Origin of the sequence: Streptomyces sp. NPDC055955 (assembly GCF_042270245.1) — a bacterium.
Taxonomy (GTDB): Bacteria; Actinomycetota; Actinomycetes; order Streptomycetales; family Streptomycetaceae; genus Streptomyces.
In genome coordinates this window covers 71,485-91,858 of the sequence record NZ_JBHJYS010000026.1, presented here as the reverse complement: position 1 = coordinate 91,858, position 20,374 = coordinate 71,485, and the positions used below count along the sequence as shown (strand labels likewise).

Genomic DNA, 20,374 nt, shown 5'->3' with positions numbered 1-20,374 from the left:
CACCCGCCCACCGGATCTCACCCGCGTCCCCGTCAGGTCCTCCCATGCCCCTCCGGGTTTGGCAGACGTGCCTCGATGCCGTCGAGCAGGAACGTCAGGCTGAGGGTGAACTGCTCGTCCATGTCGGGCCCGGAGGGTTCCTCCATCCATCGGGCCAGCAGTTCGTGCCCGCCCTGTTCCGCCACCCCCCTGACCGCGCCGACCGCCGCGGCCAGCCGCTCCGGGGTGTCGATTCCCAGCCGGCGGCGCATCGCGTGTTCCTCGGCCTCCTGCTGCGCGCCGCCGAAGACATGGCGGTCGAGCAGGGCGGCGTACGCGACGGCCTCACCGAGTGCGGCGCCGCGCCCGACGAGCACACGCAGCTGGAACTCGGTGCGGCGCAGCATGTGGGGCCCCAGTGGGGGGCGGGTCGGGACGAGCTGCGCGAACCACAGGTGCCTCTTCGCCATGGCCCAGCTCTCCGTGGCGATTCCGCGCAGGTCGGCGCGCCAGTCGGGGCCCGGCTCCGCGGGGACGGGAATCTCCGCGGTGGCGGCGTCGAGCATCAGGTCGACGAGTCCGTCCTTGCTCATCACATGGCGGTACAGCGCCATCGGCGTGTACGGCCCGAGGCGTCGGGCGACCGCGGCCATGGTCAGTGCCTCCGCTCCGCCCTCGTCGGCGACGGCCGTCGCGGCCCGCACGATGTCGTCCCGCTCCAGCGGGCTCTGCCGTCGTCTGGGCGGCTCCGCGCGGGTCCAGATCAAGGGCGTACCGAAGTCTCCGGCCGCTGCCTGCTCGTCCTTCATGGTTGTAGTTTATGCCATCAGCTAGAGTTTATGACATAAACGTAAGCGTAAGGAGAGCGTCATGGACCCGATCGCCGCACCCGCCGGCATCCGGCTCGGTATCGTCCGGGGGATCAGCTACGGCATGTTCGGCAAGCCGGATCCCTTCGTCCCGCAGATCCGGGCCCTGGGTGGTTCGCTGGCGCGTGTCTACGTGTACTGGGGGCAGGTCGAGCCGGAACCCGGTCGCTACGACTGGACCGTCGTGGACGCGATCCTCGACCAGCTGGACCCGGCCGACGAGGCGTGGGTCACGGTCTGTTCGAGCTCGCCCTGGGCCACGCGGAACCCTTCGGCGTTCCTCCCGTCCTCCCCGGCACGTGACACGGCGCGGTACGCGCGCTTCGTGAGCCACCTGGTGACCCGCTGCCGGGGCCGTGTCGACTACTGGCAGTGCAACAACGAGCCGAGCAACACGGGCCTCCTCTGGGACGGCACCGCGCCCGAGTACGTCGAGCAGCTGACGACCTTCGCCCGCGTGGTGCGTGACGCCGACCCCGGCGCGCGGATCGTCCTCGGCGGCTGCGGCTACGACGTGCTGTCGAGCCCGCCCGGAAGCGAGGAGCGCGCCTTCTTCGACCACGTGGTGGAGCACGGCCGCGACGCGTTCGACCTCTTCTCCGTGCACCTGTACGGCGACCCGCACGACATCCCGGGACACGTGGAGTCCGTGCACGCGATGATGCGCCGGCACGGCTACGAACGCCCCGTGGTGGCCGGCGAGTACAACGGACCGACCCTGTTCGAGTTCCCCGAGGCCCAGGCCGTCTTCCAGCAGGAGATGACGGCCGCGTTCACGTCACCCGCCACCGGTGCGCAGGCGGAGCCGCCGGACCGCAGCACCATGCGGGCGCTGTACGCACGGGAGGCCGAACTGCCCGACTCTCTGCGGATGTTCCTCGAGGACTGCCCTCCGGAACTCGCCGCGCGCCGGGACCGGATCAACTGCCGCCAGGTCGTGACCCGCAACGTTCTCGCCCTGGCCGCCGGCGTGACCCGCACCGTGTGCTGGAACCTCGCGCCCGAGATCCCCGGGTACCGCGACCGGCTGAACATGATGGGATTCCTGTTCGGCAAGCTCGCCCTGCTCGACTACGACGGACCGGAGCTGACCGTCCGTCACGCCTCGGCCGACGCGTTCGCCCGCCTGGCCGGACATCTGGACGGCGCCGACGGCGTGCGCCGCCTCGCGGCCGGGGACCGTCCGGACCTGTACGTCTTCGAGGTGTCGCGGCCCGGGCGCGGCCCCCTGGAGGTCGTGTGGACGGCAGGGGACGTGTTCACCGGCGAGGACGAGCCGCCCACACAGATCGAACGTCCCTGGCCGCATACGGAGGCTCACGCCGTGGACGCGTTCGGGGCCGCCGTGCCCGTGACGCGTGACGGGGCGCTGGTCCGCCTCCCCGTGTCCGTGACCCCCGTGTTCCTGTTCGCCGGGCCGGCCTAGAGCGTTCGGATCGTGCCGGGCCCGCGGATGCCGGCACCGCGCCTCGCGGCGGTGGACGGTCCGTCAGGACACCGGCCGCCGCGGCGCCAGGACCAAAACCCTGGTGAACGCACCACTCAGCCACCGCACGGAAGCCGCCCGCTCAGACATGCGAAGATCGCCCGATGACGACTCAAGGCAGCGCCGGGCCCACCGAGTACGTACGTTTCCAAGCGGTCACGCCGAACGAGCGGGGACACTTCACGGGCGTCTTCGGCCTGGTCAACCGGCTCGGCCGCGCGGGCAGACTCAGCGAGGAGCAGGAACGCTTCCGGCGCGAGAACAACGCCTGGTACGACCTCGCGTACCCCGACCCCTCGACCGTGGACCCGACGGTCTACGACCCGGCGGTGAACCCCACCGCCACCGCCTGGTTCAAGCCGACGGCGACGCACCTCATAGAGCGCGTCGCCGGCTACCTGGACATCCTCGCCGCCCACGGAGTCGAATGCCGCGCGGTCCGGTCCACCGACCCGGGCCACGTCGTCTACGAGGACGACGTCCAGGTCGTCGTGACCCGACGCGAAGCCCGTCCCGTAGGGTGACCGACCGTGGAAGACGCGAAGGATGACCTCGTCCCGCTCGACTGGGACCAGGTCGAGGGGCGCGCGGCGCGCGGTGACACCTCGTATCTGCGGGAGTTGGGGGCGCGGCTGGCCGACCGGCGTGAGGCCGCCGCCGAGCTGACGCGGGAGTACGGACGCCGGCTGGCCCATGTCGTACGCGTACTTGCTCTCACCCGCGGCCGTGACAGCCTCACGCAGTTGCTCCTGCTCCTCGACGAGAAGCAGGCGTCGACCGGCCACCACCCTCGCTTCCTCGCGTCGCTCCTGGCCGAACACCAGGAGCCCGCCGACCTGGCGGCCGTCGTGTTCGACCGTCCCCACTCGGACCGGCTCGACGAGCTGCGGGGCTGTCTCTTCCACGAGCTGATCCTTCGCGGCGTGGACATCGACGACTTCGGGCCGTTGCGCACCTGGACGATCGTCCGGCCGGGCTGGTCCGCCCTCGCGTGGCTGCCGGACCGGCTCCGCGACATGGAGACCGCCGTCGACTTCCCCAGCCGCTCACTGCGCGGCTCCGCCAGAGCGGGCGGTACGGGTCTGCCCACCGAGGGCCGGATGGATCCGCCCACACCACGCACGTCCCGGCGTTCCGCTCTTCAGGACGTCGCCACCACGGACGTGCACACGAGCATCGTCGCAGCCCCGGAGGCCGGGGAGTGGGGTGGCCACGGGGCGTGGGTCTTCCGCTTCGACGAGGCCATCTCGCCGGAGCAGGTGCCCGCTCTTCTCCCGACCCTTCCCCTGCGCTGCCTCGACGGACTCGGCCCCACGGCCCGCTTCGAGATCGCGGCCCGCCCGGTGGACGAGATCTGGCGGCTGCTCTTCGCCACGGCGTCGATGGGTGGCATGTACAGCGAGGGTGTCCACGGTGCCTACGGACGGCTCTGGGCATGGCGTTCGCTGGCCGGCCTCAGCGGGACCCCCGAGGGCGCGAGCGCCGAGGACGTCGAGCGCCACGCGAGCCAGAGCACGTGGTTCCACTTCGAGGCCGACGCGGAGTGGTTCCACAACGACGTCTGCGCCGACTACGGCATCGCCGCGCTCTCGCCCGACCGTCGCCGGCTCGCCGTCCTCGCCGCCACGGACACCGACTGATCGAGCACCACCAGGGCGTGCGGCCGGGCTCGGCGCCCCGTCAGATCTCCGGTTCGACCCACTGATCCAGGAAGTCGTCGCCGAGGTCCGGTGCGGGTTCCGGCTCTCCGGCGTGCGGGGACAGCTCGGCCCAGATCACCTTGCCGCGCGGCGAATAGCGCGTTCCCCAGCGTTCGGCGTAGTGAGCGACGAGGAACAGCCCTCGTCCGCCCTCGTCGGTGGTGGCGGCCCGGCGCAGATGGGGTGCGGTGCTGCTGCCGTCGGAGATCTCGCAGATGAGGTCGCGGTCGTACAGCAGGCGGACTCTGATGGGCTGGATGCCGTAGCGGATGGCGTTGGTGATGAGTTCGCTGAGGACGAGCTCGGTGGTGAACGCGATCCCGTCCAGGCCCCACGTCTCGAGCTGACGCAGGCACGCGGAGCGTACGGGCGCGACGGCCGCCGGGTCGGAGGGCACGTCCCATTCGGCGACTCGCCCGGGGTCGAGGAGCCGGGTGCGCGCCACCATCAGGGCGACGTCGTCGTCGGGCCGTTCCGGCATCACCGCGCCGAGGACCTCCGCGCAGGTCTCCTCCGGGGTGCGGTCCGCACCGTCGGAGAGGGCGGCGCGCAGCATCTCGATGCCGGTGTCGAAGTCACGGTGGCGGCCCTCGATCAAACCGTCCGTGTAGAGGACGAGTTGGGAACCTTCGGGCAGGAACAGTTCGAGGGTCTCCATCGGCATGCTGTCGCCGAGCCCGAGGGGCGGGGACACGGGGACGTCGAGGAAGGTGACGGTGCCGTCGGGGAGGACCACCGCGGGCCCTGGGTGGCCGGACGAGGCCACCGTCACGTGCCCGGTGACGGCGTCGTAGATCGCGTACAGGCAGGTCGCCCCGACGATGCGCGCCGCGTCGCCCTCGCCCTCGCGTGCCGCGTCGGCGTCGATGCGGGTGACCTGATCGTCGAGGTGGCTCAGGAGTTCGTCGGGGGTCAGGTCCAGTGACGAGAAGTTGTGGACGGCGGTGCGCAGCTGCCCCATCGTGGCCGCTGCGCGTACGCCGTGCCCTACGACGTCGCCGACGACGAGGGCGACGCGGGCGCCGGGCAGCGGAATGAGGTCGAACCAGTCACCGCCGACCCCCGCCTCGGCGGGCAGGTACTGGTGGGCGACCTGGAGCGCGGACTGCTCGGGGAGCGCGCCGGGCAGCAGGCTGCGCTGCAGGGTGACGGCCATCGCGTGTTCGCGGGTGAAGCGGCGGGCGTTGTCGATCGCCACCGCGGCGCGGGCCGCCAGTTCCTCGGCGGTCGACAGGTCCTCCGACTCGAAGGCCCCGGTGCTCTCCATGCGCCAGAAGTTCGCGAGGCCGAGCACGATGCCGCGGGCGCTGAGGGGCACGCTAATCTGTGAGCGGATGCCGTGTGCCAGGATCCGCCGGGCCCGCTCGGGCTCCTGCTTGCGCCAGGCACCCGCCGCGCGCAGATCGGCCTCGAGTACCGCGTGGCCGGCGCTCATGGACTTCGCCATCGGCGTCGAGGGGACGAACCGGATCAGTTCGCCCACCGGATAGAACACGTCCTTGCGCTCGATGCCCGTGACCGCCGTGCGGCGCATTTCGGCGGTGTCTCCGCTGGGCTCGCTGCCCCGCATGACGCCGTCCAGGAGTTCGACGGTGACGACGTCGGCGAAGCGGGGGACGGCGACCTGGGCCAGTTCCTCCGCGGTGCGTACGATGTCCAGGGTCGTCCCGATGCGCACGCCCGCGTCATACAGGAGTTGCAGGCGTTCCCTGGCCGCCTGCGCCCTGCCCGCGAGGACCCGCAGCTCGGTGGAGTCCCGCAGTGTCACCGCGTTGCCGGCGGGCCCGCCGTACAGGGCGGTCGACCGCACGTTCACCGCGAGCATGCGGTCGCCCGCGCTGTGCACCTCGTCGGTCACGACACGCTCTGTGACGAGGAGTTCGGCCATGTGCGGGGGAAGGCCGAGGTCCGCGACGGCTTGCCCTTCCGAACCCGGGGGCAGGCCGAGGAGCCGTTTCGCCTCGTCGTTGGCGAGCAGCAGCCGACCGTCCCCGCTGATGATGAGCACGCCTTCCTTCACGGCGTGCAGGACCGCGTCATGGTGCTCGTACATGCGCGAGAGCTCGGCGGGGTCCAGGCCGTGGGTCTGGCGGCGCACCCTCTTGCTCACGAGGACCGAACCGGCCGTCACCACGAGTAGCGCGCCGACGGCGGACCCCACGAGCAGGGGAAGTCTGTCCGACACCCCGGCGTTCACGTTCTCCACGGTGATCCCGACGCTCACCATGCCGACGACGGAGCCGTCGGTGTCGATGACCGGGACGGTCGTGTTCACGGCGGGGCCGACGGACGTGTTGAACGTGCTGGTGACCGTACGGCCGGCGAGCGCCGGCGCGAACGAGCCGACCACGTGCTTGCCGATCAGGCGCGGGTCGGGGTGGGACCAGCGGATGCCCGCCGGGTTGAACGTCACGACGTAGTCGACACCGGTTGCCTTGCGGGTCGCCTCCGAGGCGGGCTGGAGCACGGCGCCGGGGTCGGCGGACTTCATGGCGGCCAGCGTCCCCGGGGAGTGGGCGAACGCCTCGGCGGTCGCGACCGAGCGCTGACCGGCAGCCTTCATGGCGGAGTCCCTCGCCTGGAGCACGAGCGCCGTGCCGGCCGCGACGACGAGCAGCACGGTCAGTGTCAGCTGCAGCAGAAACACCTGGCCTGCGACGCTGTGCACGCTGACGAGGGAGCGGAGGCTCCGTCCCCAGGAGCGCCGTGGCTCCCCGGAAACTGCGCCCCCGTGTCGGGCAGCAGGCCGCCCGAGGGACTGCGTCATATCCCCTTTGTAACACTGTGCGTAATCAGGGGCGAAGCGCCGCCCGGGGAGGCACACAGGGCAGCGTCGTGACGAGTTCGCTCACGAGATGTGACCCGGCGAACGCGTCAGCCCGCCTGGGACCCGTACACGCGTGTGACTGTCATCGTCATGAGCACCCTGCGGTCCGACACCATCACCGACCGGTACTCGTCCCAGTCGGGATGCTCGCCGGACGCGGCGCGGTAGTAGTCGACAAGGGCCTCGACCTCGGGGCCGTTCGGATCCGTTCCCGGTCCGACGAGTGTCACCGGGCCCTCGGCCGTGGCCCACGACCAGCCGTCGGCGCTGGTGACCTCCAGTGCGGCGCGCGGGTCGCGGCGCAGATTCGCCGTCTTCGCCCGCCCTTCGGTCATCGAGACGTGAAGAAGACCGGCCTCCTCGTCGTAGAAGGGCATGACAGGGGAAAGCTGAGGCAGGCCGTCCGACTTGATCGTGGCAAGAACACCGAGTCGGCTCTGGGCGAGGAGCGTGCGCGGGTTGAACGAAGTCTCGGTCATATACAGAACCAAGTCCCGATCCGATGCCTCTATTCCCCTTGGACACACGCTCACCGCATCGCAGGACCGGGCGCCCGCGGCCCCTCGGCGCACGGATGGGACACTGGTCTGCCGTGGGGGGCTTCGAGGGGATGGACGGGATCATGCGACGCCGTCAGGTGACGACGCACATCGTGGCACTGGTCATGGCGGTGACCGCGACAGCGGCCGCGACGGGATGTGCCCGCCTCGTCGACGACAAGGGCCCGCTTCCGTCACGATCCGCGGGACCACGCCTGTCCGCGGACACCGCGGTGCGCGAGCTGACGTCCGCGCTGGCGGCGGAGGGCGTCACGCTGGATCGGGCGCCGCAGGATCAGATCGTCATCGAGTGCACCGAGCGGCTGACGGGACGGGGTGAGTCGGCCAAGGCCGGCGCGGCCCTGAAGGCCGGCTTCGCCCGTGCCCGTTCCGACCACGGCTGGAAGAGCGGTCCCGACATGGGCACCACGTCCCTCACTCTGCGCAAGGGCAACTGGACGGCGGCAGCCACCCTCCCACCCACCACCGCGGCGTCCCCCACGACTCCGGTCGCCGTCATCGTCAATCTCGTGTGCGACGGCGCGCGCTCGAAGTCCCGGACGGACGCCTCCGCGGCCTCGACAGCGTCGTGAGGGTCGGGCACGTTGCGGCCTCGACAGCGTCCTGAGGGTCAGGCGCGTTCCCGCCTCGGCCATGCGCCCGGCCGTTCCGCCTCGGCCCGTAGTTTCGCGGCCCGCTCGGTCGGGTCATAGCCCGGTCCGACGCCCTCGATCAGCAGCAGGTCCCCCTCGATGTGGTCGGTCCGCAGCCGCAGAATGTCCTGGTACGCGGGCGAGTTGTACCAGGCGCGCGCCTCGGCGAGGCCGGGGAACTCGATCAGCACCATGCTGCCGGGCCAGCTCCCCTCGACCACTTCGGCGGGCGGCCCATGGATGACGAAGCGGCCCTCGAAGGGATCGAGCGTGGCCTGGATGCGCTCCAGGTACTCGATGATGTCGGCGTGATGCCGACGGCTGCGAAGATGCGCGAAGCCATAGGCGGGCACGGTCGGGCTCCCTCGTTCAGGTCCTCGCGGTGCGGAGACGAGGACCTGAACGTAGCCCGCGGGCATGCGAGGGGTCGATTACCTCTGAGGTAGTTGCCGGCGGCACCGCGGCGTTCGCCGGCCATCCATCCGTTCGCCGCTCAGGAAAGGGCCCCCACGTACGCGAGCGCCTGCTTCAGAAGGACGCCGTGCCCGCCCGGCATCTCGTTCTGGACCACCTGCGACGAGGCCTCCTCCGGGGTGAACCAGACCAGGTCGAGCGCGTCCTGCCGGGGCCGGCAGTCTCCCGTCACCGGGACGATGTACGCGAGGGACACGGCATGCTGGCGCGGGTCGTGGAACGGCGTGACGCCGAGCGTCGGGAAGTATTCGGCGACAGTGAAAGGCTGCAGGGAAGCCGGTACGCGGGGCAGCGCGACCGGGCCGAGGTCCTTCTCCAGATGACGCAGCAGCGCGTCGCGGACGCGTTCGTGGTGCAGCACCCGGCCGGAGACGAAGGAGCGGCTGACCGTTCCGTCCCGCCCGATGCGCAACAGCAGTCCGATGTGGGTGACTTCACCATTGTTGTCGACTCGCACCGGTACGGCTTCCACGTACAGGATCGGCATGCGTGCGCGCGCCAGCTCGAGATCGTCGGAGGTGAGCCAGCCGGGCGTGGTCTCGGTCGTATCAGACATTGGGCGATCGTACTTTCATCGTCTGCCGCGTCACGCACGCCGCTCCAGGCAACACCACGATCGGGGGCGGACGGGCGTACACGAACTCAGGCAAACGGCACGAGACGGAACACGGGATGCCGCGCCGCCTCGGCGGCGAAATCCTCGTCGGCCGAATCGGGCGTCACGTCGAAGTAAGCCCGGGTGACCGGCACTTCCCGCAGGTACTGCCGCAGCACGGGGACGCTCTCCTCGGGTCCGAGCTCGACCACGCGGAGGCTCTGGGAGCGGCCGCCACGGCTCAGGCCGACCGCGCCGGCGACACGCGCGTTGCGCACCCAGTCGCTCACCCCGTACGCGGCGACGAGCCAGCGCTCTCCGCCCGCGGACATCACGTCGACCGGGGTGGAGTACGTGCGGCCGGACTTCCTGCCGTTCACGGTCAGGATGTGGCGGTAGCCCTTGCCCATCCCCAGCCGGGTCATGGTCAGGAAAACCCTGTTGACCGCGCGCGTCCCGGGTCCGACACGGTACGACTTCGCCATGCGTTACTCCTCCCCTTCCGGCGTGCCCTGCTCGGTCTCGTCCTGCTCGAAACGTGTCCCACGCGAACCTGTCCTGGTGGCGCGCGCGCCGGAAGCCTACGTTCTCCTGTAGAACGGCCCCAGTTGACCCTTCGAAGGCAGGCAGCCATGTCCACACGCCCACCCCTTCCGCCCTTCACCCGCGAGACCGCGATCGAGAAGGTGCGCCTCGCCGAGGACGGCTGGAACAGCCGCTCCCCGCAGAAGGTCGCCCTGGCCTACAGCGAGGACTCACGCTGGCGCAACCGCGCCGAGTTCATCACCGGCCGGGAAGCGATCGTGGAGTTCCTGTCGCGCAAGTGGAACCGGGAGCTCGACTACCGCCTCGTCAAGGAACTGTGGGCCTTCGAGGGCCACCGCATCGCGGTCCGCTTCGCCTACGAATGGCATGACGACTCCGGCCACTGGTTCCGTTCCTACGGCAACGAGAACTGGGGGTTCGACGACGACGGCCTGATGCGCACGCGCCACGCGAGCATCAACGACCTGCCGATCGAGGAGTCCGAGCGCAAGTATCACTGGCCGCTCGGCCGCCGCCCCGACGACCACCCGGGCCTCACCGATCTCGGCCTGTGAACTCGCTCCGCGCGACGTCACGGCGTAGCGCCCCGCCGTCACGGGGATGGGACGGCGGGGCTGCCACGACGAGCGCGACTGTTCAAGTTTCACAGACTCCGGACTTGATCGGAAGCACGCCTCGCGAACGGACGGAACGTGCGGCTCCGCAGGGATGGTGCTCAACTCCCCATATCCGCACAGCCGTTCACGGTGCCCGGCGTGTGGCGCCGGTACACATGCGTGCTCCCGCCCGATGCGGTGATGGGTGGCCTCGCGGTACGTGCGAAGTGGACCGCGAGGCCGCCCGGGTGCGCCCTCCGGTCAGGGCGCCCTTCGCCGACCGTACGCACAGGACACCCGCCCGGCGCCCTGAGTTACGCCGTCCGGGACCGTCCGGCGGCAGGCTGCTGAGCCAGGTCCAGCTCCCCGACCGTCTGATCCCCGCTCGTCTCGCCGGTCAGCCGGAACCCGAGCCCCAGGTAGAACCCTTCCGGGCCACCCGCACCGGGGTGCCACGTGACCGTGAGTCGGGTTCCTCCGCGGCGCCGGATCTCGTCCGCCACGGACTCGACCGCGAAGCGGCCGTACCCCCGCCCCTGTTCATGGGCAGCGATGTTCAGACGCCAGAGCCCGGAGCGCACGTCGGCACCCGTACCGTCCCCGGCGAAGTCGATGTCGAAGAAGGCCATGAGGAAGCCGACGGCCCGGCCCCCGTCCATGATCAGCCGGGGCCAGGCCACTTGGGGATGCACGTAGGCCTCGGCGAGGGACTTCACCACGGGGGCGACCAAGTGTTGCTGATCCGGCCGGACCTCGAGGGCTGTCGCGGTCTCGAAGTTGGCCGGGGTGATCGCCTCCAGGCGAAGGTCCGTCGTCATACCTGCACCCTCTGCGGCTCGTGCGGGCCATTCAAATGGATTTCGGCGTCCCCGGGCCGGGTGACCCCGAGTCACTCGACCTCCGGCCCGACGGCTCACCGGGCCCGCAGCTCACCAGGCCGGCAGCTCACCAGGCCAGCATCAGCCAAGCACGATGCGGCAGTTCCGTCTCGGCGGTGATGCCTTCCTCTCCATGGAGCACGCTCGCCGGTTCCGGGGTCTTGAGCGGGTCGAGACGGATCGACGACACCGCGTCGGGCGGTGTGGGAATGTCCACATGGGGCAGGGCGGGGTCGAAGCTGCCGTTGGCCACGGCGAGTCGTGTCACGCCTTCCTGGTGCGACAGGTGCGGGATCAGATGCGGTCCGCCGCTGACCAGCGGCAGTGTCGGCGTCTGTCCCTCCAGGAACCGGATGACGGCGTGGATGACGCGCTGCCCGAAGTCGTCGCGGGGCAGGTCGGCGGGGTCGGTGGCGGCCAGTACGGCGACGCGTCCGCCGAGCTCATTGACGTATCCGCAGCTTCCGGCGCCCCATACCTCCTCCCCCGGTGTGAGGACGTGTGTCCACACGACGGCTTCCTGATGCGGGCGCAGTCGGGCCAGCGCCGGCTGATTGTTGACGCTCAGCAGCGTGCCGACGATGTCCGGGTCGGGGTGGTGGGTGATCTGTTCGAAGCTGAAGGGGTCCGCCGCCCCGGCGTCCTCGCGGTCGACGACCTCGGCGACGTGGACCCCGAGGAGATCGCCGAACCCGCGCCGGGTGAGCACATCGGCCGCGACGCCGTCGAGCAGCAGTCCGCCCGTCAGCATCTCCCGGATCTCGTCGTCGTCGAACGCCCAGGCAAGGGCGCCGAAGACCGCCTGCACCGGAGCTTTCGAGGCGGTCACCGGAATGCCGTAGCGCAGCAGGAAGTCGGCTGCCCCGCGCGGGCCGGTGCGCAGTTCGTCCATGGTGCCGGTCCGGGTGCGGACGTGGGCCGCGGCGTCCTGCCGGTAGGGCAGCCCGACTCCGAGGGTCAGGGCCTGCTTGGTGTGGCGTCCCGCGATCCAGTCGAGAGCCGGACGTGAGCGACGCAGCAGCCGAGCGGTGCCGGGGAAGCGGTCGGGGCGGCCGGCCTGCATGGGGTGCACGTTGAGGAACAACGCGTCCGCGCCGGACAGTTGGGCCGTGGTCATCTCGGACCAGGTCTGCACGTCCGACTTCGACCAGGTGGTGTGCGGCCAGTTCTCGATCTCCGGCTCGGACTCGACCCAGGCGGGCCGCAGCGCGCGCTGGGACTCCAGGAGCCACATCTGGCCGCTGAGAGAGCGCGGGGCGCTGTCGCTGTACGGGGCGAAGTGCGGGCGGTGCGTGGCCCGGCCCTGTACGGCCAGGGCCTGGAACAGTGCCGGCCAGTCGCGGCCCTCGACGGAGTGGACGTCGGGCAGCGAGCTCATCAGCCCGAGCCGGGACCGCCCCGCCGAACGCTCCTCGACGACCTCGCTCAGCCGCTCGGCGATCTCCGTCTGGACGGTGCGCCAGACCTGCTGGAGGAGGGCGCGCCACGGGTGCGGCGGGCCGGGTTCGGTGATCGCCCGCACGACCTCGTCGCGGGTCAGGGGACGGCCGACGAGATCGGCCAGCCGGTCCAGGACCGGAGTCTCGAAGCCGCCGCCCCAGTCGAGCGGGGCGTGGTTGTGGAATCGGAAGTCGTCCTCCAGCCACAGCACGCGGAAGCCGAGTCCGGCGAAGCGTCCGTAGTGGGCGTACAGCCATTCGCGCCAACTGGGGCAGGCGAAGGAGGCCTGCGCGGCGGCGGTCCTGCCGGTGGGCGAGACCATCGGCAGGAAGCCGTGCGCGTCCTTGCGTCCGCGGTCCGCGTGGCCGGTCGTCACCCAGGGGTTGAGGCTGACGTCGAGTCCGGCGTCGCGCAGGATGTCGCCGACGGTGGCCGTGGTCTCGTACCAGCGGTCTTCGGCTTCACCGGCGAGGTAGCCGTCGAACACCTCCTCGGCGGCGAGCAGGAGAACGACTTCGTCGACCCCGGCCTCCTGGCAGGCCCGGGCCAGGGCGGTGGCCTGTGCGACCGCCTCGGCCGGGTCCTTGCGGGGAGGGAGCTGGAATCGCAGGTGGTAGCGCGCCGGCAACGGAACTCTCCTTGCACGTGGGCGGGCGCGGCCGGTGGTGACGCCGGCCCACCGCCCTGTCCGCGCGCGCAGCTCCGGGACGTGACAAGGGGAGCTGAGGCGAGGAACTGACGATCTGAGACGAAGGAAAGCTATCTGCTTGAAATTGCTCGGTCAATGAAACTTTCGAGCATCTTCAAGCAGATCACCTCAGACGTGAAGGGCCGTGGGCCCGCGGGCGGCCCGGCGCAGTGGCGCGGGACCCTGATGTGTGGAGATGCCACGATCCGGCGGGGGCAGTTCGGCCCGGCCGGCCCGCGCCGGGTTCGAAGAGCTCGGTGTCGGCGAGGGCGAGGTCCGGTGGCCGGCGGGTCACCCCCGCGTCATGCCGGAGGGTCCGACGGCGACAGGTCCGTGGACATGGCCAGGGCGCGGTGACGGTCGAGCTCGCGGGCGACGAGGTCGAGCTTGGCCTCGATCCGGGCCACGGCGTCGGCGCCGAGTACGAGACGGAGCGGGGGTTCGGACATCTCGGCGAGGCCGACGACGGCGGCCGCCGCCTTGGCGGGATCTCCGGGCTGGCGGTGGTTGGCGTCCGCGAGGGCTTTGCGGGTGGCGCCTGCGGTGGGCGCGTAGTCGTCGATCACGTGGGGCTCGGTGCAGAGGCTCGACGCGTCGAGGAAGTCGGTGCGGAAGCCGCCGGGTTCGACGACCGTGACGCGGACGCCCAGGGGGGAGAGTTCGCCGTGCAGCGCCTCGGTGATGCCTTCGACGGCGAACTTCGTCGCGCCGTAGAGGCCGACGCCGGGAGCGGTGGCGAAACCACCGACCGAGCTGATGTTGATGACGTGGCCCGACCGCTGGGCCCTGAGCGCGGGCAGTGCGGCCCGCAGGGTGCTGAGCACTCCGAAGACGTTGATGTCGAAGGCGGCACGTACGGCCTCGTCCGAGACCTCTTCGACCGCCCCGAGGAGGCCGCGCCCCGCGTTGTTGACCAGCACGTCGATGCGGCCGAAGCGCGCGAGTGCGGCATCGACCGCGGCCCGTGCCGTCGCCTCCACGGTGACGTCCAGGTCGACGGCCAGCAGGGCGTCGGACGCGTCGGGGAACGCGCGGCGCACGGCCTCGGCGTCGCGTGCCGTGGCGACGACCTCATGCCCTCGCGCCAGCGCCTCCCGCACGATCGCCGCACCCAGACCGCGTGAGGCTCCGGTGATGAACCAAACAGACATGTCTCCTGCTTTCGTGTGCGTGACTGACCGCGTGTGCCGCATGCGTGTGCCGTAGGGGTCGTACGTCCAGGTGCGCCGTTCGCGGATGCGGATGCGGATTACGGGGGGGCGGATGCGCATTGCAGGGGGTGCGGATTACGGGCGCCCCGGCACCCCACGGGCGAAGGTGAAGACGGTTTCCCGCTGCTGACCGTCGTCGGGGATCTCCCGGTCGGCCCACCTGTCCATGACTTCCACGATCTCGTCCTTGAACCGGGCGAGTTCGGCGTCGGTCATCCGCAGCCACACCTCGGCGACGAAGGGGCCGAGCGGCCAGCGCTGCTGCTCGGACTGGGGCTGATCGGCCCAGCGGCGCACGTGATCGATCTGCCGTTCGAGGTTGAGGGACTCGGCGGCGTTCGCGACGGCCTCGCTCGCCGCGTCGTCGGCGAAGTCCACGGAGGACCACAGGAGTTTCGGCGTGGTCCTGCGCCACCACCGTTCGCGGCGGTCGCGGGCGAGTTCGGGGGCCTCCTCGATCAGCCCCGCGGCAGCCAGCGCCTTCAGATGGTGACTCACATTGCCGACGGCTTCGCCCGTCGCCTGCGACAGCGCGCTGGCGGTGGAAGGGCCGTCGAGTTTCAGCAGGTCGAGCAGGCGGCGGCGCACCGGGTGGGCCATGGCGGCCAGCACCCGGGAATCGGTGATCGGAGGGGCCATACAGAGGACACTACTTACACAAGAATCATTGTGCAATGGTTCTTGTGGGGTTGCCTCAGCCACGGTGGAACAGGTCCTGCGGGTCGACACGCACCCAGCCCTGCCGTGCGGTGGGCGGGCGTGGCACCTCCCGCTGCAGGGCGCGCCATTGGTGCACGAGCGCGTCGTAGATGGGCGTCGGCGAGGCGGCCCCGCCCGTGCCCAGCGGGGCAGCGTGTCGCGGTCGGGGCGCAGGAACGCTTTTGCGCGGGTCGTTCATGTGCTGCCCAACGACCGCGTCCGCTCCTGGCCACGCCATGGGAGGGGGATCTTTCCCAGGACACATGTCCGGACGGCGACGGCACGCTCGACGCACAGGGAACCCACCGGCCCCAAGACCCCGTTCGCGCACGACACGCTGCGCGGCCGGCCTTCGCCCCCGGTCCGCGCGGCGACCGGGCCCGGCTGTGGCGCTCCGGCCACCGCGCGGACCCCGACCCTCGGTCAGCCCTTCGTCAGCCTCATGGGAATCGCCTTCAGGCCTCCCACGATGAAGCCGCCCGCGGGTGCCAACGACTGTGCGGGCAGGGCGAGTTCCATGTCGGGGAAGCGGTCGAAGAGCGCCGGGAGGGCGACGGCGGCTTCCATACGGGCCAGAGGTGAGCCCAGACAGCGGTGGACTCCGTGACCGAAGCTGAGGTGTTCGGCGCTCGGGCGTCGCGCGTCGTACTGCTCCGCGGTGTCCCCGTGTTGCTGCGGATCGCGCCCGGTGGCGGCGAACGACGGCAGGATCGCCTCTCCTTTGCGGATGGTGGGGCCGCCCGGGATCTCGATGTCCTCGACGGCGAACCGGAGCGGAAGGTTGGCGACGCTGGGGGCCCAGCGGAGGGTCTCCTCGATCACGTCGTTCCAGGAGAGCTCGCCCGTACGGACCAGTTCGAGCTGCTCCGGGTGCGTGAGCAGGGCGTGTACGGCGTTGCCGATGAGGTTGACCGTGGTCTCGTGGCCCGCGACGAGGACGAGCAGGAGCGTGTCTATCAGCTCCTGTTCGGTCATCCGTTGACCGTCCTCGTCCCGGGCGGCGACCAGCACACTGGTCAGGTCCGACGCGGGCTCCCCGCGCTTGAGGGCGGCCAGCCCCTTCAGCAGCGCCTGGATGTCGACGAACGCACCGCCCGCCTCCTCCGGGTCGACGGAGGTCATGATGATCTCGGAGAGTCGGGCCAGTTCGGCTCGGGTGTCGCCCTCGGGGATACCGAAGAGCTCGCAGATGACCTGCATCGGCAGCCGGTGCGTGAAGCTCTCACGGAGGTCGACCACGGATCCCGCGGGCGCCGCGGCGAGTTCGTCCAGGAGGGCGGCGGCGATGCGCTCGACCGAGGGCAGCATGGCGTCGGTACGGCGCGCCGTGAACGCGGGCGCGATGAGCTTGCGCAGCCGTCGGTGGTCGCTCCCGTACGCCGTGAACATGTTGTTCACGCCGACCCAGGTGGCCAGCCAGGACTCGTGGTACTCGCCACGCTGCCATGTCGGCCAGTGCAGGCGGGGGTCCTTGGACACGCGCGGGTCGGTCAGCAGCTCCTTGACCAGGCTGTGGCTCGTGATGGCCCATGCCTCGGGGCCGTCCGGGAGTCGGACGAGCGTCGCCGGGCCCAGAGCGCGCAGCCGGGCGGCCTCGGCGTGGATGTCAGCGCCGGCTGGGTCGAGTGCGACGGGTTGCGGTCCCATGAAGTGGCTCCTGCCTGATCGGGATCTTGGGGCCGTACGGGCCGCGCCGCCCCGCGGCGAGAGCCCGTAGGAACGTATCCAAGATCATTGCGGCCGCCGGACAGGGATGGCCGGTTCGGTGCGGGCGCACCGGGATCACCCGTGGCTCGATAGCGGGAGCGACGGGGCGGACGCGGGCGACACTCCTGAGCGGCCCAGCCCTCGACCGGCCCCCTCTTGGCCGAAAGTCACTCGCTCGAGTCACCGTCAACAGCCCGTTTTTGCAGCCGAGTTGGCGCGGACCCGCACCGGATCCGCTGCCCGAGACGGCTGCTGAGCCGGCGCGTGCGGGAGGCGCTGGAGCTGCTGGAGTCGAGCGACGAAGCCCACGAGCGGATCGCGGCGCGGACCGGCACGGGGGCCTCCGACGCACCACGGCGACACTTCACCCGCGTCACCGGCCGGCCGCCCGAGGGCCACCGGAGGACATTCGACACCCGGTGACACGCGCCGCGCCCCGCACGATGCGTACGCCTCAAGATCACCGAACTCTCACCCTGAAGCTGAGGTCGAGGTGCCACTCGACGGGACGAGCAGCGGGGCGATGACCGTGGAGCACACCCTGGGCCGCGACGGGCACCCGCCTGGTACTGCCGGTCCCAGGAAGACGGGACGCCTGGCTGACGGCGCCGCACCGCCGCACGCTGGTGTCATGACGAAAACACTCATCACCGGAGCGAACAAGGGTCTCGGTTTCGAGACCGCCCGTCGACTCGTCGCCGCAGGCCACACCGTCTACGTGGGCAGCCGCGACCCCGAGCGCGGACGCCGCGCCGCCGAGCAGCTCGGCGCGCTCTGGGTACAGCTCGACGTCACCGACGACGCGTCCGTGGCGGCCGCCGCCAAGGCGATCGAGGCCGACGGCGGCCTCGACGTACTGATCAACAACGCCGGCATCGAGGGCCGGACCCCGGACGGCGGCGTGATCGGCGCCGCGGACGTGACCGCCGACGAGATGCGGTCGACCTTCGAGACGAACGTCTTCGGCGTCGTGCGGGTCACCCACGCGTTCCTGCCCCTGCTGCAGAAGTCCGACGCGCCGGTCGTGGTCAACCTGAGCAGCGGCCTGGCCTCGCTGACCCGGGTCACCGACGCGGGTACGCCGACCCACGCGTACCCCGGAGTCGCCTACCCGGCGTCGAAGACGGCGGTGAACATGATCACCGTGCAGTACGCGAAGGCGTTCCCCGGCATGCGGATCAACGCGGTCGAGCCCGGCTACACCGCGACGGACCTGAACGCCCACACCGGCGTCCAGACCGTCGAGGAGGGCGCCGAGATCATCGTGCGCATGGCCCAGGTGGGCCCGGACGGACCGACCGGCACCTACGTCGCCGCGGAGGGCCCGCTCCCCTGGTGACGGCTCAGGTCGCCCGACGGTGACGCCCCCGCCTCACACCGGCCCGTGCGCCATGTCCCGCGCGATGTCGCGTCCCCCGCGTACACGTCGTGCGAGGTTGGCGGCGGCATCGGGCCACGTGGCGTGGTCGAAGGAGAAGCCCGCGTCGAGCAGCCGGCCCGGGACGACGCGGCGGCTCTTCAGAAGGAGTTCGGTGTCCGACCGGAGCGCGAACGCGCCGAGTTCGGCCATCCACTTCGTCGCGGGCAGGCCCACCGGCGCCCCCCACGCCGCACGAAGAGCCCGCATGAAGTCACGCTGCGGCAGCGGCCCCGGGGCGGCGAGGTTCACGGGCCCGTCCAGGTCGTCACGTTCGATCAGGAACCGGACCGCTCGGACGAAGTCACGGTCGTAGATCCAGGACACGTACTGGCCCCCGCCCGCGACGGGACCGCCGAGGCCGAGCCTGGCCAGGCGCAGGAGGATGTCGAAGACGCCGCCGCGATCGGGACTCATGACCATCGCGGAGCGCAGGGCGACCTTGCGGGTGTGCGGGGTGTCCACCTGGTCCTGCGCCCGCTCCCACGCCTTGGCGATCTCGACGCTGTAACCCCAGTAGCCCGGGACGCCGGCCTCGTCGCCGCCGAGCACGCCGGTCGCCTCGTCGTTCGGTGCGGCGAAGCCGTGGGCGTAGATGGTCGCCGTACTCATCTGCAGCCACACCCTCGGAGGTCGCGCGGCGGCGGCGATGGCCTCGCCGACGACCTCGGTGGACCGCACGCGCGAGTCCATCATGGACCGGAGGTTGGCGGGGGTGTAGCGGCAGCTGACGCTGCGTCCGGCGAGGTTGATCACGACGTCGCTGCCGTCGACGACGTCGGCCCATGGCCCGAGCGTCTCGCCGTCCCAGGGCGTTTCGCCGTCGCGCGCCGGCCGCCGCGTGAGGACCACGACTTCGTGCCCCGCTTCGGCCAGTTCACGGTTCAGGATCGTCCCCACCTGCCCCGTGCCCCCGGGTATCACGATCTTCATGGCGCCCCCTCATCGAGTGGGCACCACCTTAGCGCGTTTATTTGAACGCGTTCAAATAGAGAGCGGTGGCTTGAGAGACGGCCCTCGGACCCGGTCGCGGACGCGACACCGTTACAGTGTCGGACGGGCCGTGACTGGCGCTGAGGTGGAGAACCACCGGGGAGCGGCCCGACCAAAGGGTCGATGTATGCCGTGCGCCTGGGCGAATGGTCGATGACGCCTGGGAGGCGACCATGTCCCCGACACAGACAGCCCACCTCATGGACGGCACCGGCACGGCCCGGCGCCTCGTCGAGGAGTGCGCGGCCCGAGCGGCGGAGCTGGTGAGGCGTACGGGCTCGGCGCCCTGCCTCGCGACCGTCCTGGTGGGCGAGGATCCCGCCTCCGTCACGTACGTCCGTATGAAGCAGGCCCGCTGCGCCAAGGCCGGTATCGAGTCGCGGCGCGTCCAGCTCCCCGCCGAGACGACGACCGCGGAGCTGGTCGCCACGCTCCGCGAGCTGTCGCGGGACGCGTCGGTGCACGGAATCCTGCTTCAGCACCCCGTGGGCCCGCACATCGACGAGCGCGCGGCGTTCGAGGCGATCGCACCGGAGAAGGACGTCGACGGCGTCACCATGACCTCGTTCGGCGCGATGGCCTTCGGGCTGCCCGGGTTCGTCTCCTGCACGCCGGGCGGAATCATGCGGCTCCTCGACGAGTACGACGTCGACGTCGCGGGGCGGCATGCCGTCGTCGTGGGCCGGAGCGCGATCCTCGGCAAGCCGGCCGGGATGCTTCTGCTCGCCCGGGACGCCACGGTGACCTACTGCCACTCCCGCACGGCCGACCTGAGCGCGTACGTGAAGGAGGCGGACATCGTGGTGGCCGCCGTGGGCCGGCCCCGGCTCATCCGCGGCGAGGACATCAAGCCCGGCGCGGTCGTCATCGACGCGGGCTACAACGCGGGCAACGTCGGAGACGTCGACTTCGACACCGCGGCCGAGCGGGCCCGCCTGATCACTCCCGTCCCTGGCGGGGTGGGCCCCATGACCATCGCCGTCCTCCTGGCTCAGACGGTCACCGCGGCGTTCCACCAGCTCGGTGCGGACCTCGATCGCGCACTCGTCTGACAGGAGCGCGCCGATCCCGCCTCCG

Annotated in this window: 19 protein-coding genes and 1 riboswitch; of the genes, 7 read left to right on the top strand and 12 right to left on the bottom strand. The window is 71.0% G+C overall.

Annotation, left to right across the window (positions count from 1 at the left end; translation table 11 throughout):
* Window positions 1–32: 32 nt before the first annotated feature.
* Window positions 33–788 (bottom strand): TetR/AcrR family transcriptional regulator, encoded by a 756-nt coding sequence (locus ACFC96_RS38085; protein ID WP_376260883.1) that lies wholly within the window; start codon window positions 786–788, stop codon window positions 33–35.
* A 61-nt stretch (window positions 789–849) separates the two neighbouring features.
* Here ACFC96_RS38085 and ACFC96_RS38080 point away from each other — a divergent pair, with 61 nt between their 5' ends.
* The 3 genes from ACFC96_RS38080 to ACFC96_RS38070 all read left to right on the top strand — a co-directional run bounded on the left by ACFC96_RS38080 (window position 850) and on the right by ACFC96_RS38070 (window position 3,974).
* Complete coding sequence (locus ACFC96_RS38080) at window positions 850–2,274, top strand: hypothetical protein (protein ID WP_376616790.1); 1,425 nt, start codon at window positions 850–852, stop codon at window positions 2,272–2,274.
* Between the two features lie 164 nt (window positions 2,275–2,438).
* Window positions 2,439–2,858, top strand: coding sequence for a hypothetical protein (locus tag ACFC96_RS38075; RefSeq protein ID WP_340456681.1), 420 nt, complete (start codon window positions 2,439–2,441; stop codon window positions 2,856–2,858).
* Window positions 2,859–2,864: 6 nt separating this feature from the next.
* Window positions 2,865–3,974 (top strand): DUF6183 family protein, encoded by a 1,110-nt coding sequence (locus ACFC96_RS38070; protein ID WP_376616788.1) that lies wholly within the window; start codon window positions 2,865–2,867, stop codon window positions 3,972–3,974.
* Between the two features lie 40 nt (window positions 3,975–4,014).
* On the opposite strand, the gene ACFC96_RS38065 is transcribed toward ACFC96_RS38070, so the two are convergent.
* Window positions 4,015–6,801, bottom strand: a complete 2,787-nt coding sequence (locus ACFC96_RS38065; RefSeq protein WP_376616786.1) for a SpoIIE family protein phosphatase — start codon at window positions 6,799–6,801, stop codon at window positions 4,015–4,017.
* Window positions 6,802–6,908: 107 nt separating this feature from the next.
* Window positions 6,909–7,340 carry a PPOX class F420-dependent oxidoreductase gene (locus ACFC96_RS38060; protein WP_340456678.1) on the bottom strand — a complete coding sequence of 144 codons (432 nt, stop codon included), beginning with the start codon at window positions 7,338–7,340 and terminating at the stop codon, window positions 6,909–6,911.
* A gap of 143 nt (window positions 7,341–7,483) precedes the next feature.
* Between ACFC96_RS38060 and ACFC96_RS38055 the strand changes: the two genes are divergently transcribed.
* Complete coding sequence (locus ACFC96_RS38055) at window positions 7,484–7,993, top strand: hypothetical protein (RefSeq protein WP_376616784.1); 510 nt, start codon at window positions 7,484–7,486, stop codon at window positions 7,991–7,993.
* 38 nt (window positions 7,994–8,031) lie between these two features.
* Here ACFC96_RS38055 and ACFC96_RS38050 read toward each other — a convergent pair whose 3' ends face one another.
* The 3 genes from ACFC96_RS38050 to ACFC96_RS38040 form a co-directional block, all read right to left on the bottom strand.
* Window positions 8,032–8,406, bottom strand: coding sequence for a DUF1330 domain-containing protein (locus tag ACFC96_RS38050; protein ID WP_376260871.1), 375 nt, complete (start codon window positions 8,404–8,406; stop codon window positions 8,032–8,034).
* 140 nt (window positions 8,407–8,546) lie between these two features.
* On the bottom strand, window positions 8,547–9,083 hold the full coding sequence (locus ACFC96_RS38045; RefSeq protein WP_116505047.1) for an NUDIX hydrolase family protein: 537 nt from the start codon (window positions 9,081–9,083) through the stop codon (window positions 8,547–8,549).
* Window positions 9,084–9,169: 86 nt separating this feature from the next.
* Window positions 9,170–9,607, bottom strand: a complete 438-nt coding sequence (locus tag ACFC96_RS38040; protein WP_340456675.1) for a nitroreductase/quinone reductase family protein — start codon at window positions 9,605–9,607, stop codon at window positions 9,170–9,172.
* A 147-nt stretch (window positions 9,608–9,754) separates the two neighbouring features.
* Here ACFC96_RS38040 and ACFC96_RS38035 point away from each other — a divergent pair, with 147 nt between their 5' ends.
* Complete coding sequence (locus tag ACFC96_RS38035) at window positions 9,755–10,222, top strand: DUF1348 family protein (protein ID WP_376616782.1); 468 nt, start codon at window positions 9,755–9,757, stop codon at window positions 10,220–10,222.
* Between the two features lie 356 nt (window positions 10,223–10,578).
* Here the strand turns inward: ACFC96_RS38035 and ACFC96_RS38030 are convergent, their stop codons facing one another.
* The 5 genes from ACFC96_RS38030 to ACFC96_RS38010 form a co-directional block, all read right to left on the bottom strand.
* The gene (locus tag ACFC96_RS38030; RefSeq protein ID WP_340456673.1) at window positions 10,579–11,082 is read right to left on the bottom strand and encodes a GNAT family N-acetyltransferase; all 504 of its coding nucleotides are present in this window, start codon (window positions 11,080–11,082) and stop codon (window positions 10,579–10,581) included.
* A 127-nt stretch (window positions 11,083–11,209) separates the two neighbouring features.
* Entirely contained in the window at window positions 11,210–13,210 is a 2,001-nt protein-coding gene (locus ACFC96_RS38025) for a hypothetical protein (protein ID WP_376616780.1), read from the bottom strand.
* Between the two features lie 362 nt (window positions 13,211–13,572).
* Window positions 13,573–14,421: an oxidoreductase gene (locus ACFC96_RS38020; RefSeq protein ID WP_376616778.1), complete on the bottom strand. Its 849-nt coding sequence runs from the start codon at window positions 14,419–14,421 to the stop codon at window positions 13,573–13,575.
* Between the two features lie 135 nt (window positions 14,422–14,556).
* Window positions 14,557–15,120: a helix-turn-helix domain-containing protein gene (locus ACFC96_RS38015; RefSeq protein WP_340456669.1), complete on the bottom strand. Its 564-nt coding sequence runs from the start codon at window positions 15,118–15,120 to the stop codon at window positions 14,557–14,559.
* Window positions 15,121–15,603: 483 nt separating this feature from the next.
* Window positions 15,604–16,827, bottom strand: a complete 1,224-nt coding sequence (locus tag ACFC96_RS38010) for a cytochrome P450 (RefSeq protein ID WP_376616776.1) — start codon at window positions 16,825–16,827, stop codon at window positions 15,604–15,606.
* Between the two features lie 691 nt (window positions 16,828–17,518).
* Here ACFC96_RS38010 and ACFC96_RS38005 point away from each other — a divergent pair.
* Complete coding sequence (locus tag ACFC96_RS38005; protein WP_340456665.1) at window positions 17,519–18,226, top strand: SDR family NAD(P)-dependent oxidoreductase; 708 nt, start codon at window positions 17,519–17,521, stop codon at window positions 18,224–18,226.
* A 33-nt stretch (window positions 18,227–18,259) separates the two neighbouring features.
* Here the strand turns inward: ACFC96_RS38005 and ACFC96_RS38000 are convergent, their stop codons facing one another.
* Window positions 18,260–19,237 (bottom strand): TIGR01777 family oxidoreductase, encoded by a 978-nt coding sequence (locus tag ACFC96_RS38000; protein WP_376616774.1) that lies wholly within the window; start codon window positions 19,235–19,237, stop codon window positions 18,260–18,262.
* A 120-nt stretch (window positions 19,238–19,357) separates the two neighbouring features.
* Window positions 19,358–19,448: riboswitch (ZMP/ZTP riboswitch) on the top strand.
* 22 nt (window positions 19,449–19,470) lie between these two features.
* Between ACFC96_RS38000 and ACFC96_RS37995 the strand changes: the two genes are divergently transcribed.
* Window positions 19,471–20,349, top strand: coding sequence for a bifunctional 5,10-methylenetetrahydrofolate dehydrogenase/5,10-methenyltetrahydrofolate cyclohydrolase (locus tag ACFC96_RS37995; protein ID WP_376616772.1), 879 nt, complete (start codon window positions 19,471–19,473; stop codon window positions 20,347–20,349).
* Window positions 20,350–20,374 lie beyond the last annotated feature (25 nt).

Coding starts and splice junctions, on each gene's coding strand:
- ACFC96_RS38085 (WP_376260883.1), bottom strand. CDS start 788: ATGAAGGACGAGCAGGCAGCGGCCGGAGACTTCGGTACGCCCTTGATC.
- ACFC96_RS38080 (WP_376616790.1), top strand. CDS start 850: ATGGACCCGATCGCCGCACCCGCCGGCATCCGGCTCGGTATCGTCCGG.
- ACFC96_RS38075 (WP_340456681.1), top strand. CDS start 2,439: ATGACGACTCAAGGCAGCGCCGGGCCCACCGAGTACGTACGTTTCCAA.
- ACFC96_RS38065 (WP_376616786.1), bottom strand. CDS start 6,801: ATGACGCAGTCCCTCGGGCGGCCTGCTGCCCGACACGGGGGCGCAGTT.
- ACFC96_RS38060 (WP_340456678.1), bottom strand. CDS start 7,340: ATGACCGAGACTTCGTTCAACCCGCGCACGCTCCTCGCCCAGAGCCGA.
- ACFC96_RS38055 (WP_376616784.1), top strand. CDS start 7,484: ATGCGACGCCGTCAGGTGACGACGCACATCGTGGCACTGGTCATGGCG.
- ACFC96_RS38045 (WP_116505047.1), bottom strand. CDS start 9,083: ATGTCTGATACGACCGAGACCACGCCCGGCTGGCTCACCTCCGACGAT.
- ACFC96_RS38040 (WP_340456675.1), bottom strand. CDS start 9,607: ATGGCGAAGTCGTACCGTGTCGGACCCGGGACGCGCGCGGTCAACAGG.
- ACFC96_RS38035 (WP_376616782.1), top strand. CDS start 9,755: ATGTCCACACGCCCACCCCTTCCGCCCTTCACCCGCGAGACCGCGATC.
- ACFC96_RS38030 (WP_340456673.1), bottom strand. CDS start 11,082: ATGACGACGGACCTTCGCCTGGAGGCGATCACCCCGGCCAACTTCGAG.
- ACFC96_RS38020 (WP_376616778.1), bottom strand. CDS start 14,421: ATGTCTGTTTGGTTCATCACCGGAGCCTCACGCGGTCTGGGTGCGGCG.
- ACFC96_RS38015 (WP_340456669.1), bottom strand. CDS start 15,120: ATGGCCCCTCCGATCACCGATTCCCGGGTGCTGGCCGCCATGGCCCAC.
- ACFC96_RS38010 (WP_376616776.1), bottom strand. CDS start 16,827: ATGGGACCGCAACCCGTCGCACTCGACCCAGCCGGCGCTGACATCCAC.
- ACFC96_RS38005 (WP_340456665.1), top strand. CDS start 17,519: ATGACGAAAACACTCATCACCGGAGCGAACAAGGGTCTCGGTTTCGAG.
- ACFC96_RS38000 (WP_376616774.1), bottom strand. CDS start 19,237: ATGAAGATCGTGATACCCGGGGGCACGGGGCAGGTGGGGACGATCCTG.
- ACFC96_RS37995 (WP_376616772.1), top strand. CDS start 19,471: ATGTCCCCGACACAGACAGCCCACCTCATGGACGGCACCGGCACGGCC.